At 58.3% G+C, this 15604-nt stretch carries 13 protein-coding genes; 5 read left to right on the top strand and 8 right to left on the bottom strand.

All coding sequences use genetic code 11. The features are described from left to right. Positions 1 to 9: 9 nt before the first annotated feature. Complete coding sequence (locus U5A57_RS09830; RefSeq protein WP_321910303.1) at positions 10 to 786, top strand: TIM barrel protein; 777 nt, start codon at positions 10 to 12, stop codon at positions 784 to 786. On the opposite strand, the gene U5A57_RS09825 is transcribed toward U5A57_RS09830, so the two are convergent. Together U5A57_RS09825 and U5A57_RS09820 are read right to left on the bottom strand one after the other, a co-directional pair. Next, positions 773 to 2191, bottom strand: coding sequence for a sensor histidine kinase (locus U5A57_RS09825; protein WP_321910301.1), 1419 nt, complete (start codon positions 2189 to 2191; stop codon positions 773 to 775). The genes U5A57_RS09830 and U5A57_RS09825 overlap by 14 nt on opposite strands. Beyond that, on the bottom strand, positions 2178 to 2843 hold the full coding sequence (locus tag U5A57_RS09820; RefSeq protein WP_321910299.1) for a response regulator transcription factor: 666 nt from the start codon (positions 2841 to 2843) through the stop codon (positions 2178 to 2180). Before U5A57_RS09820 ends, U5A57_RS09825 begins: the two co-directional genes overlap by 14 nt. A 165-nt stretch (positions 2844 to 3008) precedes the next feature. On the opposite strand from U5A57_RS09820, the gene U5A57_RS09815 reads away from it, so the two are divergent. Beyond that, the gene (locus U5A57_RS09815; RefSeq protein WP_321910419.1) at positions 3009 to 4037 is read left to right on the top strand and encodes an ABC transporter substrate-binding protein; all 1029 of its coding nucleotides are present in this window, start codon (positions 3009 to 3011) and stop codon (positions 4035 to 4037) included. Positions 4038 to 4130: 93 nt separating this feature from the next. Then, a complete protein-coding gene (locus tag U5A57_RS09810; RefSeq protein WP_321936607.1) occupies positions 4131 to 5390 on the top strand; it encodes an MFS transporter in 1260 nt (419 codons plus the stop codon). A 543-nt stretch (positions 5391 to 5933) separates the two neighbouring features. Here U5A57_RS09810 and U5A57_RS09805 read toward each other — a convergent pair. The 6 genes from U5A57_RS09805 to U5A57_RS09785 all read right to left on the bottom strand — a co-directional run bounded on the left by U5A57_RS09805 (position 5934) and on the right by U5A57_RS09785 (position 12868). Continuing rightward, positions 5934 to 6962: a transposase gene (locus U5A57_RS09805; protein ID WP_321910295.1), complete on the bottom strand. Its 1029-nt coding sequence runs from the start codon at positions 6960 to 6962 to the stop codon at positions 5934 to 5936. Positions 6963 to 7045: 83 nt separating this feature from the next. Beyond that, a complete protein-coding gene (locus U5A57_RS41665; protein ID WP_415774597.1) occupies positions 7046 to 7927 on the bottom strand; it encodes a TniQ family protein in 882 nt (293 codons plus the stop codon). Further along, positions 7927 to 9561 carry an ATP-binding protein gene (locus U5A57_RS09800; protein ID WP_321910294.1) on the bottom strand — a complete coding sequence of 545 codons (1635 nt, stop codon included), beginning with the start codon at positions 9559 to 9561 and terminating at the stop codon, positions 7927 to 7929. Before U5A57_RS09800 ends, U5A57_RS41665 begins: the two co-directional genes overlap by 1 nt. Next, complete coding sequence (locus U5A57_RS09795; RefSeq protein WP_321910293.1) at positions 9542 to 11125, bottom strand: transcriptional antiterminator; 1584 nt, start codon at positions 11123 to 11125, stop codon at positions 9542 to 9544. The genes U5A57_RS09800 and U5A57_RS09795 overlap by 20 nt, the downstream gene beginning before the upstream one ends. Continuing rightward, positions 11122 to 11703: a hypothetical protein gene (locus U5A57_RS09790; RefSeq protein WP_321910291.1), complete on the bottom strand. Its 582-nt coding sequence runs from the start codon at positions 11701 to 11703 to the stop codon at positions 11122 to 11124. Before U5A57_RS09790 ends, U5A57_RS09795 begins: the two co-directional genes overlap by 4 nt. Positions 11704 to 12019: 316 nt before the next feature. Continuing rightward, a complete protein-coding gene (locus tag U5A57_RS09785) occupies positions 12020 to 12868 on the bottom strand; it encodes a TnsA endonuclease N-terminal domain-containing protein (RefSeq protein WP_321910289.1) in 849 nt (282 codons plus the stop codon). A gap of 416 nt (positions 12869 to 13284) precedes the next feature. On the opposite strand from U5A57_RS09785, the gene U5A57_RS09780 reads away from it, so the two are divergent. Both U5A57_RS09780 and U5A57_RS09775 read left to right on the top strand, forming a co-directional pair. After that, complete coding sequence (locus U5A57_RS09780; RefSeq protein ID WP_321910287.1) at positions 13285 to 13515, top strand: DUF6471 domain-containing protein; 231 nt, start codon at positions 13285 to 13287, stop codon at positions 13513 to 13515. Positions 13516 to 14845: 1330 nt separating this feature from the next. Continuing rightward, positions 14846 to 15226, top strand: a complete 381-nt coding sequence (locus tag U5A57_RS09775) for a hypothetical protein (protein ID WP_321910286.1) — start codon at positions 14846 to 14848, stop codon at positions 15224 to 15226. The last annotated feature ends 378 nt before the right edge of the window (positions 15227 to 15604 follow it).

Raw genomic sequence — 15604 nt, 5'->3', positions numbered from 1 at the left:
GGGATACCCATGTTTACTCTCGCAGTGTGTGCGGAGATGGTCTTTTGTGACTTGCCGGTGATCGAGCGCGTCAGGCGTATCAGCGAACTGGGCTTCGAGGTCGAGATCTGGGACTGGACCCGGCACGATATCGGCGCGCTGGCGCATAGCGGCGCGAAGTTTTCGTCGATGACGGGTTATATCGAAGGCGACCTGATCACCGAGCGCGGCGCCGATGCGCTTGTGCGCACGGCCGAGCAATCGATCGAAGTGGCGAAGCGCCTTGCGTGCCCACGCCTTAACCTGCACGGCACCGGGCTCGATGGCAACGGTTTGCCCGTTATACCGGTGCCGGTCGTGAGCGGCGAAATGTGGCTGGCCGCGCAGAAAACGCTCGCACGCATTGCCGAACTGGGCGCGCGGCACGACGTGGTGTTTTGCCTGGAAAACCTCAACACTGAAGTCGATCATCCGGGCGTGCCGTTCGCGCGCGCCGCCGACACGCTGGCGCTCATCAAGGCCATCGACAATCCGCATCTGCGGTTGAATCTCGATCTCTATCACGCGCAGATCGGCGAGGGCAATCTGATCGAACTCGTGCGCCGTGCCGCGCCTTATATCGGCGAGATTCAGGTGGCCGACGTGCCGGGGCGCAAGGAGCCCGGCACCGGCGAGATTCACTATCCTGTGATCGCACGTGCGCTTGCCGCGCTCGACTATCGCGGCACGATCGGCCTCGAAGCCTGGGCGAGCGGCGACGCCGAACTCGCGCTCCAGCGCTTTCGCGAGGCGTTTACATTGGCGTAGTGGGAGGCGCTTCGTCTTCTGCGCGCGGAAACGTCAGCACTACGGCGAACCCACCCGCGGCGGGAAACGCAAAGTTCACGCGGCCGCCGTGCGCCTTCATCACCGCTTGTACGATGGCGAGCCCAAGGCCGGAGCCCGTCGTGCGCTCCGCGCCTTCCTGGCCGATGCGCTCGAACGGACGCAACGCGGCGTCCCAGTGTTCGCGCGCAATGCCGCTGCCGTTGTCGGTCACGGTCAGCGTGACAGCCTCCAGCGAAGCGTTCACGGTCACGACGATATCGTCGGCCTTGCCGTGCAGCAGCGCGTTGTGCAGCACGTTCGAAAGCGCTTCCTGCAGGCTGACGGCGTCGCCCGCGATCCACACTTGCGGCGCGCTGCTTTCGAACGCCACCTTCACGTCGCGTTCGTCGGCGAGCGGGATCGTGCGGCCCAGCACTTCCCTCGCGAGCTTCGCCAGGTCCACGCGCTGCAACGGCACCACTTCCGTGCGATGAATCACCATGGCGTGATTGAGCAGCTGGCCGGTGAGCCGGCCCACGTCCGAGCAGGTGGCCCGCAACGCTTCGAGCCGTGCGGCGTGGCGCACGGGATCGGACTCGGTGCTGAGCAATTCGATTTGCGCGTCGAGCCGCGCGATCGGTGTGCGCATCTGGTGCGCGGCGTCGGCGATAAAACGCTGCATGGCCGTCATGCGTTCCGCGAGGCGCCCGATCAATCCGTTGATCGCGCCGATCAGCGCGTTGATCTCGCTCGGCGTGTCGTGCGACACAGGCCGCAGGTCGGCGGGATCGCGCGCGGCGATGATTTGCTCGATCTGCGCGAGCGGGCGCAGGCCGCGCCGGATCGCGAGACCGCTCGCACCAATGGCGAGCACGCTCATCAGCAGAATCAGCGTCCAGACCTTGAAGCTCATGTCGTTCGTGAGCTGCTGGCGCGCATGCGTGGTTTGCGCGACCGTAACGAGGGCCCAGCCGGGCGGCCGCGCGTCGGGCATGTAGCGCCCGATGGTGGCCGTGCGCACGCGCTCACCCTGATAGCGCCCATTCGCGAATGTCGGACCCTGGCGCGCACTCATCGTGTTGGCCGGACCGGGAAGGTCGCCATAACCCGCTACCACGAGGCCGCGCGCATCGACCACCTTGTAGTAGACGATGTCATAGCGCGAGAGCGTGGAGAGGGCGGCCACCGGCGGATTGAGCGCGAGCACGCCGCCCTGCACATAGAGATTCTCGGCGACCTGGATGGTTGCGCCCGCAAGCAGTTGATCGTAGGCGCGCTCGGAAGCGACCCCCGCGTAATAGCGCGCGATGCCCGCGAGCGCCGCCGCGCCCGACGCCACCACGAGCGCGATGAAGAGCAGCGTGCGGCCGAGCAGCGTTTTGGGGAACCAGTCAAAGCGCGGCAATTTGGTATCCCATGCCGCGCGCGGTGCGAATTTCGACCGAGCTGCCTTGCAGTTTCTTGCGCAAACGCGTGACGTACTGTTCGACCGCGTTCGCGGTCGGCTCGTTGCCATAGCTGAACAACTGGTTCAGCAGTTCCTCTTTCGGGAAAATGCGTTGCGGACGGCTGGCGAGGATTTCGAGCAAGGCGAATTCCTGACGCGAGAGCGAAAGCGCTTTGCCGTCGAGTTCGGCGAGCCGGCTGCTGCGGTCGATCGCAAGACCGCCGAGCCTCACGACGTCGTTCGCGTGCCCGCTGTTGCGGCGCAGGAGCGCCTGCACGCGCGCTTCGAGTTCGCGATAGTCGAACGGCTTGACGAGGTAGTCGTCGGCGCCGAGGCCCAGCCCGCTCACGCGATCGTCGATGGCCGAGCGCGCGGTGAGAAGCAGCACGGGCGTGGTGGAGCCCGCCGCGCGCAGGTTGCGCAGGATCGCGAAGCCGTCCATGGCGGGAAGCATCACGTCGAGCACGACCAGGTCGAAGCGCTCGACGCCTAGCAGGCTGTTCGCCGTGGCGCCGTTCGCTTCGAGGTCCACCGCGTGACCGAGACGCGTGAGGCGGCTGCGGACCGCCGCGCCGATTTCCGCGTCATCCTCTACCACCAGAATGCGCATGATGCCGTTCCTGCCGAAATCTTCATGGGTACGATTGCGGGTTTTCCCGAGGTCTGCCAGCCGTGTTTTCTCAGCATTTTCTCAGACTCGCCCGGTAATCTCGCGAACCATGGAAGATGCAGCGACGTGATTACGACACGAACCACCGGAGACGGCAAGATGCGCATGCAGTCGCCGAGGCGGCGCGCACTCGTTGCGGCCGGGCTTGGCGCGGCGGCGCTCGCCGCTGCGCTCGCGCCTGCCTGGGTGCGGGCCACGCCGCGCACGGTGCGCATTTCGAAGGGCTACGGCCTGCTGTATCTGCCGCTGCTCGTGATGGAAAAGATGCGGCTCTTCGAGCGCCATGCGGCCCGTCAGGGGCTCGTAGACGTGAGCGTCGAGTGGCTGAGGCTCGACGGCGGCAATTCCGTCGACGACGCCATGATGGCAGGCACGCTCGACTTCGCCGCCGTGGGCGCGCCCGGGTTCATCGAACTGTGGGCGCGGGCGCGCGGCATACCGAACGTCGAGGTGATCGGCATTAGCGGCCTTTCGGCCACGGCGCTCTCGCTGAACACGAACCGGCCGCAGATCGCGACGCTGCACGACTTCACGTCCGCCGACCGCATTGCGGTGCCGGGCATTCGCACCTCGCTTTCCGCCGTCGTGCTGCAAATGGTGGCGAGCAAGCTGCTTGGCGCGCAGCACTTCGCGCAGCTCGATTCGATCACCGTGGGCTTGCCACATCCGCAGGCCATGCAGTCGCTGATCCGGCACGAGGGCGGCATTACCGCCCATTTCGCATCGCCGCCATTTTCGACACTCGAATTGCAGCAGCCGGGCATACACCGCGTGGTCAATTCAGTCGACGTGCTCGGGCCGCTTACGCTCGACGTGGTATTCGCGCCCAAGCGCCTCGTCGATACGGAACCGGCGCTCGTGCGCGCGTTCCTTCACGCGCTGGACGAGGCGAACCGGATGATCGCGCAGGACAAAGCGGCGGCGGCGCAAATCTATGTCGATTCGTCGGGCTTCGGGGCATCGCGCGAGCACGTGGTGCAGACGCTCGCCGCGCCGGAGTCGCGCTTTTCGGTCTGGCCCGAGCAGTTGATGGAGTACGTGGACTTTTTGTACATGGTGGGCACGATCAAGGCGAAACCGCGCACGTGGAACGACATGTTCGTGCCGATGCTCGGGGAGTTCCGTCCGTCTTAGGCGGGCGCGCAGGCAACCAATAAATAAACGTAGGAGAACAGAGTGAATCCAGATAAAACCGTCGATCAACAATCCGCTGAAGAGCGGGATGTCATGTCGAAGATCGCGCGTCGCCTGATGCCGATCCTCGTGGTGATGTTCCTGATCTCCTTCATCGACCGGCAGAACGTCGGCTTCGCAAAGTTGCAGATGGTGCACAGCCTCAACATGACCGAAACGGCATTCGGTCTTGCCTCGTCGCTATTCTTCATCGGCTATCTGCTGTTCGAAGTGCCCAGCACGCTCGCGCTGCATCGCTACGGCGCGCGCGTGTGGCTCGCGCGCATCATGCTCACCTGGGGTTTGATTACCGTGCTGATGGGCTTCACCACCTCGATGAAGGTGTTCTGCGGGCTGCGCCTTGCGCTGGGCGTGGCCGAAGCCGGCTTCTATCCGGGCGTGATTTATTACCTCACGCTGTGGTTTCCGCAGAGCTACCGCGCACGCGTGCTCGGCATCTTCACGCTGGGCAGTGCGCTCGCGAACATGCTGGGCTCGCTCGTGGGCGGCTGGCTGCTGAGCCTCAACGGCGTATGGGGCCTGGCCGGCTGGCAGTGGGTGTTCATCGCCACGGGCCTGCCCGCCGTGCTGGTCGGCATTGCCGTGTTCAGGCTGCTGCCGGCGTCGTACCAGGAAGCGCGCTTCCTCAACGAGCGCGAGAAGCAGATCGTGGCGGCCGCGCACGAGCGCGAGAAGCCCGAGCACGCCGAACACGCACAGCCCTGGAAGGCGCTGCTCGATCCGCGCGTGATGCTGTTCGCGGCGACCTATATGCTGATGTCGACGTCGCTCTACGGCGTGACTTACTGGCTGCCCACGCTCGTGAAGTCGTTTGGCGTGTCGAGCAGCGTGAACGGGCTGTTGAGCATGCTGCCGTGGGCACTGGCGGTCTTGCTGCTGCTGTGGCTGCCGTCGAAGCTGCGCCGCGCGAAAAGCATTCTTCGAACGATGGCGATCGTCGCTGCGCTGGGGACGCTCAGCTTCCTGTTGAGTCTGCTGCTGCCTTCCACGCCGCTGCGTTTTATCGCGCTCGTACTCGGCGGCGCGTGCATCCCGCTGCTGTACCCGTGCTTCTGGTCGATGCCGCCGCGCTACTTCACCGGCGCGCGAGCGGCGGCGAGCGTGGCGGCCATCAACTCGATCGGCAATCTCGGCGGCTTCTTTGGCCAGAACCTCATGCCGCTCGCAGGCAAGCTCACGGGCACCGCATTCGGACCGATGATCGTGCCGATCGTGTGCCTGGCGGTGCTCGGTCTCGGCGTCGTGGTGGCGTGGGGTCGTTCCGGGCGCGCGATGGAGGGTGTGCCGGCCTGAGCCTCGGTTGCCCCTGATTTGACGGCGGTGGCGGCATGCGTGCGCGGATGCACGCGTGCCACGCGCGCGAAACACGTCGACTCGCCTTCCTGCCGCTTCGTCCCAATCACTACCACGTTGACGAGATCTCGACCCCATTTATCTCATGATTGGTGTAATTCGACAGCAATCCTCAACCTTTTCGTTGGCAGGCGTGCTGGTGGCTCGCAAACGATACCTGTCCTGCATGGCATCGCTAAGCCATTGAAAGAAAGGGGATTGTATTTTTTACAGGTGCATTCCAGTTGCAATAAAACTTGGCCCGACGCGTGCTCGTTAAATTATTCGACTTGCAATCGATATCTGTCCCCGCTTTGCAATCTAAGTTGTCCGGGACCGCTTAGCGCAAATGCCGTGAACTTGAGGGCGGCGTTCAGAGCGAGTTCAAAGCCGCCTTCTTTTATATATAGCGACGAAAAAAAACCGCCCAAATGAGCGGTCTGCTGGCTAGAAGTTGCGGCTCCGGCGAAGCGGGAGGAGTGAAATTGTTATGTAATGTTTTCTTCAGGTTTCCAACAAGGGGCGCGATTGTCTTGTCTGCATTACAGCCGCCACGACTTTGCCCCATTTGCCGGATAGCCGGCAGCTCTGGTAGAACGAACTCACGGCAGACGTTGTTCCGAAACTGGCGTTAACGCGAGCCCAGCCGACGCCCGTGCCCAGTTTCATGAGAATGGCTCCGACGAAATCACGGGCACGTTTGCCGCTGATAAGCCTGGGGCCCGGCGGGAAAAGATGCTCAATACAAGACCATTCCTTGTCGGAAAGCTCCCAGCCTAAAGCTCCCACCACGAGGTTAGGGTCGGTCAACACTGGGTTCAACTGTTCCCATGGTTTGCAGCCATCGAGCCGAAACTTTTCCGGCTGGAGTCCGGCCCAGTCGAATGGGGCTTCCAAAGGTGAACAGGCGGTAATGTACATCCGCGACGCGATGAGCACGTTCTGACGCAATTGCCCCTGAAGTGAGATTTCCACACTGGCATTTGGTAGGCAAATGCCTAGCGTGCCCTGTGTCGCGTACCGATAGACCGAATCGAATGCGGCGCGTGCTGAGGGAAAGCAATACATCCATTGAAGTCGTCTCAGACTGGTCGCAGCAATCGGGACGTGCTGCCGCATTTTTCGATGTATCAGCGTAACGGTGGTGGACTCGTTGGTTTGCTGGGGGGCAACAAGCATATCCAGCCCTGCTGGGCGAAACAAATATTCCCACACGGTCGCGTTTGGTTTAAACAGGGCTTTTAGTACAAGAATTGCAGGTATCACTATCAAAAGCCCATTGTGGTCAAAAGTATAAATTTGATGGCTTGCGGCGGAAGCTTCCATGGACATCCCAATCTCGTTGAGGTATGCATCCGCATTTCCAAGTTTCCAGTGCGCAAACATCGTTGTTGCGGATAGTTTGCTCTTCGGCACTATGGGAACATCAAGCCGCCACATGCTTTCTAGGTCCAACCAATCGATGCTTCCATCCGCCTTCACCACCTTCGCCTTCAAAATACCGTTTCGTCGCTCCGGATTCTGTAACCACATGTCCTACGCTCCATAGTGTCATGGAGCGTGTAGCTACAGAAAGCCCGGAAAATTTATAGACTCGTCATATAAATTTTAGATTGCTAAGAAAATATTGATGAGAGGAGAAAAAGCCGAAGCAAAATGTGGCGTAGCGGGCGGAGGACTGACGGACGTGCGCCACGCATCATTCTCGACGGCCAACCGTCGCTATCTAATGTTTGTAGGCTCAAGCCCATCTTCCGCAAGAATTCCGTCCCGTAGAACCGACAAAACTGCATCAACATCGGGTCGACATCGCCATTTGAGTACTTCCTGGTTTTGACCACAGATGATGCGGGCGCATCGGAATACATGTTGCTCCAGGTTTGCGCGGGCAAGCTCATGGCCTCCTCGACCGCCGCGGCGAGGCATCGCATACCATTCTCGTCGAGTCCCCAACTATACGGCTGCCCAGAAACTTCTTGGGGTAGCTTGGCGCTCTCGGTCGTCAGCTTAGGTAGAACGGAGGTGCTTGATACGAGAAGCGGCTCGCCGTGCTTTGGGCATATGAAGACGCCGGGCAGCATATGTCTGCGATGCCAGTAGCTTTCGCCGATGCAGCGATAGTCTTCATCGCAGCACTGGGGGCAATAGCGACGCAGAGCTAATTCGTCGATGTGCAAGCCCAGCGCTGCGCGTAGTCGGAGACTGTTGCCGTGCGCGGGGGCGGTTAGCCAGTCGCTTTCGAGTACTCGCCTTCTCGGCGTGGTCATGCCGATGGCGACATATGGGAAAACTGTGTGCTCTGTTAGCAGTATTTCGGCGGGTATTCTTGTAAGGCGAGAGATTCCCTGAAAGAACGATGGGTAGACGAAAGAAAATTCACCCCACCCATCGTCGAGGTAATGAACTAGGCCCCTTGGCGACAAGCCAAGGTGATGGCAGGCCCGGATGAGCAGACTGCCTAAAATCTCATCCGGGTAGGGCGCAGGGAAATACCGCATCAAACATATTCGAGGAGCTCATGCAGTGGGCGCGCTGCCCCCATGCCCACAAGCTGCTGAAGATTGCTGGTGCCGGCTTCGCGTGCTCGACTAATTGAGTTGCGGTAGTCGTCGGGTGCCAGTTCTACGCTTGCGGGCCTCTCGGCTTTAATTTGCCTGCGCCGGACGGGGCGCGGGGGTTTAGCAAGCTGCAAAGCCGCGCTGGCGCCTTCGACTACACCGACAGCTTTGCCTTCGTCGGCGACTTTCTGCGCCATTGAATGAGCACGCTCACTATCGATGCCCGCTTCAACGAGAACGCTTGTAACGCGCGGTATGAAAGAAGAGCTGTCAGTCCTAATCGCGGCGCCTCGCTGTCTTACCCCTTCATAGGCATTTTGTGCGTCATGCAGCAGCGATTTCATGCCCAATGGGGTAATGTCTTCATACCGGGAAAGTGCTTCAATGTCACCGCTACGGATTGCATCGAGCATCGGCTCTAGGCGTCGCAGCTCATTGGCCATGATTGCATAGAGCGTCTCCACGCCGAAAGATTCGGTGCCGTCGAGAATGCCGCGCCACTGCGCACATGCGAAGAGCTTAATGGCGACATCTGGAATACCCTGCGTTAGCTCGTAAATGCAGTTCGACATCTCAGCGTCCAATGGTACGGGTTTCCTAATCCACTGGAATGTCCAAAGTGCTGTAAAAAAATCCTCCCATTCGTCGGGCGTATCTATGTTGTGACTAGTCTCCAAAGCACCCCACGAGGGAAAGCCAGCCGCCGAACTGCGACGTGCTGAGCTGCAGTCTATACCCAGCACATGTTCCGCCCTGTTGGTGCCCACAAAAACGATAGGAACGTTCAGTTCGTTTGCCGCAGTCACTAGCGCTGCCATCAGTGATGCGTTCGTCCTCCCGGCATTCTTGAGGTTCTGGATTTCGTCAACGACCAAGACCCCAACATAGTGGTTGTGCATCGCACGTGCGACGTGGTTCAGCAGTACTTCGGCGGAATTCGAAGCCCTATACAAACCGATGTAATTCGAGTCGGGTACTAACAAATCCAGTTTCCGAAGAATGGAAAGAGCGAGCCCCTTGACTGAAATTCCATCGTGCGGACATTCGATATGCAGATAGGGAATCTGGATGATATTGTAGTCAGGGTGATAGATTGCTTCCGGGTAACGGGCGAAAATCCGTCGAACGGCTGTTGTCTTGCCCGACCCAGGAATACCTATTAGAGCGGAGGACAGCTGCGCATCAACAACGCGCACGGAATTACTCTTAATTGCGCGACCTTGCTGTTTGGCCTCGTAGAGGCGCTGATACGTCTGGATGTGCTCTGTTGAGCGTATGCCGCGGCGAGCGTAGCCCGAACGAATAAGGGTGTCGAACGCGCGTGTGAGCCGGATATGCCGCTGCAGCGGGCACAAAAAGGACGCAAGCTCTGCAACCATGCACAGTCTGTCGCTCGCCGGCCATCCGCGTTGGTCGACGCTAAAGGACGGGAAGTCAAACAGGTCTTCCGCGAGTTCCTCGTCTGAGGGGATTGGAGGAAGGGCCGCGATGAGCGGCCTATCGCGGTATTGCGGGATATGCTGTTCGGCGTAACGCGCCTCGACGGCGTAAGGGTTAGCGCTGGATGAGTTCATTGGTTTTCTCCGAAAGTCGTTGACGAAGCATGATTGCGAGGGACGAGTCAGCCAGTGCTGGACCCGCGGAAATAGGTGGAGCATCTGCGGGAGTAAGACTCTCTCGAGCGCTGTCTGACGATGAGCACTGGTTCACATCAAGCTCGTTTGTCGTTGGCGGGAATCGGACGTCAGTTTGACGGCGCGTCCGCTTCTCAGCATTTCGGGCTGCGGCCGTGTCAGCGCGACGCGCGGAGCGTGCGGCACCAGTCAGTGCTGCTTTGGTAGCCTTCTTCGCCCCTTCGATAACAACGTTCGCAAGAACTTGACGGTCAATACTGGCTTGCAGCTTGTCGGCCCACTCTGCCCGCTTCAGCCGCCGCGCGTGCGCTCTGACGAAATTGACTTCGGCGAACGAGTAGCCTGCATATTTTTTACTGTCGTCTGTAAGCTCACAGGAGTACGTTTTCCCTTCACTACCGTGGACAATGATATTGTCCACGAGGCGAGGGTCATACGAGCATTCCACCTTAAAGCTCTTCTTTAGACCGGCCTGAATCATCCATTGATGGATAGGTTTGTCTTTAGATGTGTATTGGCAGCCACGGAAGTTGATTCCTTCTTGAGTCACGATTGCTCTATCCCTCGGCATCAACTGCATGTGGAGGTAGTCGTATGCGTATCGCGCGCCCCCGCATCCGTTGTGCGCAGCTTCCCTTTCCCACAGCTCAGAGGGAATTGCGTTCCAATCCGCCAAAGTCTGCTCGGGAGAGAGCTCGTAATTCTTCATAACGGTGATGTTGTGCTCGATGATGACACCCAGGATGAGCTTTGTGCATTCCTCGAGGGTTAGTGACGCGTCAAGATGGTATTTCTTTCCGCGCCGCTTCTTTGCTTCGCGAGGCGGTTCATACCCCGGGGTGCCGCTCTTTATTGCGGTGTGCGTAGCATGGAACTTTGACTCGACAAGTCCCTTTCGGATTGGAAGAAGCGCTTGCGTGTTTGAAATCGTCGACTCCATACCATCACAAATTCGGTCGCTGTTGAACGAGGCCATTTCGCCGCGGTCTGCAAGGAACTTGGACGGATAAACGCAATGGGCAGGCCAATGCCTCGGGTCGTAAGGGTGACCATATTTTTCGCAGAGCGCACGTTTGTCGGCGGCGATACTGAGAATTGCCAGCATGGCGCCGGTCCAAGATGCATTCTCGAGGCCGAGGTAAAATCCGACGCAGAGGCGGGTCTTCCGGTCGTAAATCAAGTACAGCGTCGGCTTGCCAATAATGCGTTCGCGATTTGCAATTGCAACGAGGAATAGGTCAAGGATAGTTGCATCAATTTCGTAAATGTGACCTGGCGCGACAGCCTCTTCAAGCGCGCTACCGACCATAGGCTTGTGCTCGCGCTCGAACTCTTTGTTGCCGAGCTGGCCGCGTATCACTTCTTCCGGAGTGAAGTGCTTTCGGAGGATGTTACGAAGCTGATGGATAGAAGGGTGCTCCCCTTCCGGCCGCATCGTGACTTTTCCGTCGCCATCCTCAAAAGAGTAACGACTTGCAATCAGGTCTCGGTGGACCGAGGTCAAGGTTGCATGAGCCCTTTTACGTAGCGCTCTTGAATGAACGCCTTGGCCGTTTTGACGTCGTCCAGACCCATCTGGAAAGTCTTGTATTGGCTGTCGGGAGATGGCCGCCCACGTCCCATTGTGCCAATCGGTTTGCTTTTCCCATTTCGGGCGCTGCCGGGGATGAGGACGAGTTTGCTCTGTCCCTGTGTCCACCACAGGTTCAAATAGCGATAGATGGTCGTCTTAGAAATCTTCAGTTCGTGCGCGCGAGCGCGTACGAGTTTGCTTCTCTTCGACTCGCAGAGGATGTCGGTATTCTCCGTGCCGTCTTCATTTAGAAGCAGCGGGCGAATGGCCTCATAGGCAGCATTGGCGCGGCTGCGAGCCCTTTCGGAGTAAAAAGCGAAGTCGGGCGATTTGTGACTGGTTGTGGTTCGAGGCGAGTGGCTGCGAAGTACGCCGAAGTCGCGCTCCACGGGCCATTGTCGGGCTTGAGAAAGATTAATTACCCAGCCTGCGTTAACTGACGTGGTCTTCACAACGCGATACTGACAACCATCGTTTCCGTCGAAGATGTCATTCTTCAATAGGTTCATGCTAATCTCTGATGAGTCGGTTTTTTGAGCGCTTTTCGCGTCTAAAAATGCCTAGTGTTGTTGTCCAGAGTTTGCCAGTACCGCTCGGAGGGTTGCGCAGAATTCGTCGATGTTTTCAGTCGCTGAGTGATTGAAATTGTTCGCGACGCTGCGCGCACGCTTGCGAGCTTTGGAGCGTGTCGCGAGACGCGCAATGTCGATTGATGAATTGAGCAGCGTAAATTCTGTCTCAATTGAGCTGCGGTCTGTAGTGCGGACGTTCATATTAAATGCCCATATAATATCGATGGTTCTGCAGGATGAATCCTGTTTGCTTTTAAGCTGCGCGCCGGCTGTCATGCTCAAGATTCCCTGGGAGACTGCTTACTGAGAGCTTATTCACATCGATATTGCTAAGGTTGCATTTCAACCTATGCTCCCAAAGAAGCATGCGTGCTAAGCGAGAGCCTTCGCCTGCTCGCATTGCGTGCCGTTCATCGAACGCGCGGCAGTACTCGGACAGCGAGCAAGTGAATGTTCCGTTCGTAAGCTCGTTGTTCATCTGTTCGAGCTTCTCTCTGAAGTAACCCTCGTAGGGTTCCGGTTCGTCATGCTTGAGGATGCCGCTACGAATCCACTCAACATTTCTCACGGTTTGGTCGTGGAGCTGTGAGTGCAGGACAAGGTGATGCGGCACGTTCATACCGGCGAAATAGGCGCGGGTAATCTCGAGCTTTTCGATTGTTCGTTCTGCGTTCTCGCTGTCCATGTCCTCGGAACGCTTGCAATCAAAAGCTTCGATACGCGCGTTGCCAACTCGCCTGTCCACGCCGAGGAAGTCGACTGTCATCACCATGGGGATGGTGGTTCGTGGGTAGCATGGGTGTGCGATTCCAAGCGCTGCCGAGATTTCAAGCGTAATTTTTCGGTCGAGCGGGTACCCTTCGTACAACTCGGGAAATTTCCGTGAATACTCCAGGAGTATGAACGTACGCCATTCGACGTCCGAGAGCAGATGGATGGTTCTTTCGTACGTTGGACTCCACGCGCGGTGAGTGCGTCCCAACGAGGCCACGTCATGGACGCCGACCCAAGGGACGTAATTGGGACCTTCTCCTGAACCTCGACCTTCCTTAATAAGTCTGGCAATGGTCGCTTCCGACCACTTCTGAATTCCTTTGCTCATCACGACTCCCGTAATTTTTCCACGAGCAAGCTGTGCTCGGGACATATAGCGAGGGGAGGACCAGGCGAAGCTTTTCTAAATTTTAGAAGTGACGGTGCACCGCACTTTCTTTAGGAACGGCGGATGCCTGGGTTAGGCACTGAGGAGAGCGCAGCCCACGAGCGAGGAAAAGGTCGGCGCAATAAACGCTTCCGCCGGCGTTAATACCTCGCTGGAGGGTCGGCGCGCGCCGCGAGCCGGCTTGCGCGTGCGACCTTGCTCAAATTTGAGGTTGGCGCGAGTCGTGCTCTGCAGGGATTGCAAGCATAAGCAAACGGATATCTCAAATATGGATAAAACATCGCATATATGAGATTATAGAAGCGTAAACAGAATAGGCAAGGAATAATCCGCCTTTTAAACGGGGTCGGGCGGAGATGGCTGACTGGTACCAAATCGCGGGCAACGTCCTGCGAGCAGAACTTGCAAGGCAAGGTGTGACATACCGGCAACTGGCAGCAGCAATGGCCCTGATTGGCGTAGCCGAAACCGAGCGCTCAATTGCGAGCAAGCTGTCCCGCGGTAGCTTTAGTTTTGCCTTTTTCTTGCAAGCCATGACGGCGCTCGGCCGAACTGACTTTCGGGTGGACCTCACCGACGTGCTCTAGTCGCCGCGGCTTTCGGCATCCCGTCGCCCCCGCACGCCATTTCCGCGAGCGTAGGCTTAAAGGTTCCCCCCTCCCTCTGTACCCCATTTTCTAGAAGTAAAGGCGCTGCAGAGCGTGCCTACTGCCCTCGACTGCTGCATTTCGGCTTGTATGTATTTGCATAATCTCATATACGCGACTATTGTCGCGTATATGAGATTATGCGGCGCCAGCCTAGCTTGGAGTGGAGATGCTGACAATAACTGCAGAACTGCTCTCGGTGGTGGGCCTCAGGTCGCACGGTTGTGGGAGCGGTCGAAATCGCCAAGGTTGGCGGCGACACCGCTTGTGCGTCATACGACATCCGCGTCTACGAACTCCGTGATGAGCCTGTCGGACTCGCGCGGCTAGTCGAGTAACACCTTTTGCCGGCAGCGAATGGGTCCTCGTGATTCGAGGCATAGCCGTCGCGCTTACCGGTAAAGGGGAGTTAGCGACACGGCCGGTACACCGATGGCGTCGCGAGTCCGAAGACCGACTATGCCGGCCGTTCTGCGACGATGTTTTTCAGTTCCGAAGCTACGCGTACCCCTGGAATGCTGACGACCGCAGTGGTGTAGGGCATGTGAACGCTTTGGCGGACAGACTGCGCCTCATTCGGAAGCGGACCGATGTTCGAAAACCTAGCGCCGTTGTTTTTCGTTCCTGCCGGCTGCGCGCTAGTCGGCTGGGCGCTCGGCCGACTCATCAGGGGGCGCACTCCGAAGGTAGAAATTGAACGGCCACGCATTGCTTTTAGTTCTGCATACCTTCGAGATGCGCACAATGACCGAGTTTCCAAACTAAGCCGATACCGCTGCGCTTTTGAAGCCATATATTTTTGTCTCTGTGAGGTCGCCGAAACGGGGGGGCTTGCGGTCAATGGGCGGGTGCATCCAAGCGATGAGCTTATGTGCGCTGCGCTCGCTGCGTTAGGTGCATCAGTTGAGGACCAAACGGAGGTCGCATTGCTTGCAAAGTGGGCGGCCGAAACAACCGCGACTTTACCCGGAATAAGTATCCAGGAAGCGTGCAAACTTGCGGTGCGTGTTTATCGCAAGTCCTCGACTTTGCTCTCTTCGCCGGCGACTCAATAGCATAGGCCAGTGGCAGCCTCGCCTGGCCTGCTCGGGACGGATGACAGCGCCCAACAAAGAGGTTTCGAGGACATGATGATTGAAGCGACGCTACGGATTGCAATTTACGTTGGCGAATGTTCCTTACAAAACGGCTAATGCGGGTGCGGGTCAATACCTGTCGAGCCGCTCGAAAACGTCTTGGCTGTTGCCACTAAGCCTCCTGGAGGCCGCAAATGCTAAAAATCTCAATTTTTGACGGAGAGTTTGTACCCGGCGAGGCTCCTTTGCCACTACTGTGCGAAATTGATGGCAGCGTAGCGCCGTACGATAAGGAGCCCTACGGGCCCCTCGAGGAGGCAGAGAAGGTGCTCGAGTTGTGTGGTGAGCGATATACCGTCGGGCGGCCGAGTGGTAATGGCATGACCGTGGTCGTAGGACGAAAATTCGAAAGCAACGAGATGCCAGTGGTGAGACTGGACATACACGCTCGCAACGGCATTGCTAGAGCGAGCATTCAGACCTACGATTATCCGCGCTGGGATGCCGAGCCGACATACTACGCGCCCGAGGACGATGCCGTCACAATCCTACGTAAGATTATTGCCTCGCTATGACGGCAGGGTAGACACATTAAGCGAATCAACTCAAAGCCGAGGTCGACCGTGTACGCCAAATCTTCGCCTCGATAGCTCCTCGATGATGTCCATCTCAGTCCGTGGTGCCTGGCGGAATTCGAGCTTGCAGGTACGTATGCGACGGCGTCGACTCGTACGTCGGGGGGAGCTTTTGTCGCCTGAGCGGTTTTGTCAGAAAGCAGGCATTTCGCGCAGCTGCTTGTTGTACCTAGTGCAGTGCGGCGAGTTGTTTTCGGTGCCAGTTGGCAACTGGCGCTATTTTCCTGCGGTACTTGCGGACAATTCGTTGGACCGCCATCGTTTGGGGAAGCTGCTTCGACCGTTGCCCGTGGGCATGACACCAATTGCGAAGTACTT

Source organism: Paraburkholderia sp. J11-2 (assembly GCF_905220185.1).
Lineage (GTDB): Bacteria > Pseudomonadota > Gammaproteobacteria > Burkholderiales > Burkholderiaceae > Paraburkholderia.
This window is presented reverse-complemented; position numbering and strand designations above follow the sequence as displayed.

Excerpts from the sequence above, each read along its gene's own strand:
- U5A57_RS09830 (WP_321910303.1), top strand. The coding sequence starts at position 10 with ATGTTTACTCTCGCAGTGTGTGCGGAGATGGTCTTTTGTGACTTGCCG.
- U5A57_RS09820 (WP_321910299.1), bottom strand. The coding sequence starts at position 2,843 with ATGCGCATTCTGGTGGTAGAGGATGACGCGGAAATCGGCGCGGCGGTC.
- U5A57_RS09815 (WP_321910419.1), top strand. The coding sequence starts at position 3,009 with ATGCAGTCGCCGAGGCGGCGCGCACTCGTTGCGGCCGGGCTTGGCGCG.
- U5A57_RS09810 (WP_321936607.1), top strand. The coding sequence starts at position 4,131 with ATGTCGAAGATCGCGCGTCGCCTGATGCCGATCCTCGTGGTGATGTTC.
- U5A57_RS09805 (WP_321910295.1), bottom strand. The coding sequence starts at position 6,962 with ATGTGGTTACAGAATCCGGAGCGACGAAACGGTATTTTGAAGGCGAAG.
- U5A57_RS41665 (WP_415774597.1), bottom strand. The coding sequence starts at position 7,927 with ATGCGGTATTTCCCTGCGCCCTACCCGGATGAGATTTTAGGCAGTCTG.
- U5A57_RS09800 (WP_321910294.1), bottom strand. The coding sequence starts at position 9,561 with ATGAACTCATCCAGCGCTAACCCTTACGCCGTCGAGGCGCGTTACGCC.
- U5A57_RS09790 (WP_321910291.1), bottom strand. The coding sequence starts at position 11,703 with ATGAACCTATTGAAGAATGACATCTTCGACGGAAACGATGGTTGTCAG.
- U5A57_RS09785 (WP_321910289.1), bottom strand. The coding sequence starts at position 12,868 with ATGAGCAAAGGAATTCAGAAGTGGTCGGAAGCGACCATTGCCAGACTT.
- U5A57_RS09780 (WP_321910287.1), top strand. The coding sequence starts at position 13,285 with ATGGCTGACTGGTACCAAATCGCGGGCAACGTCCTGCGAGCAGAACTT.
- U5A57_RS09775 (WP_321910286.1), top strand. The coding sequence starts at position 14,846 with ATGCTAAAAATCTCAATTTTTGACGGAGAGTTTGTACCCGGCGAGGCT.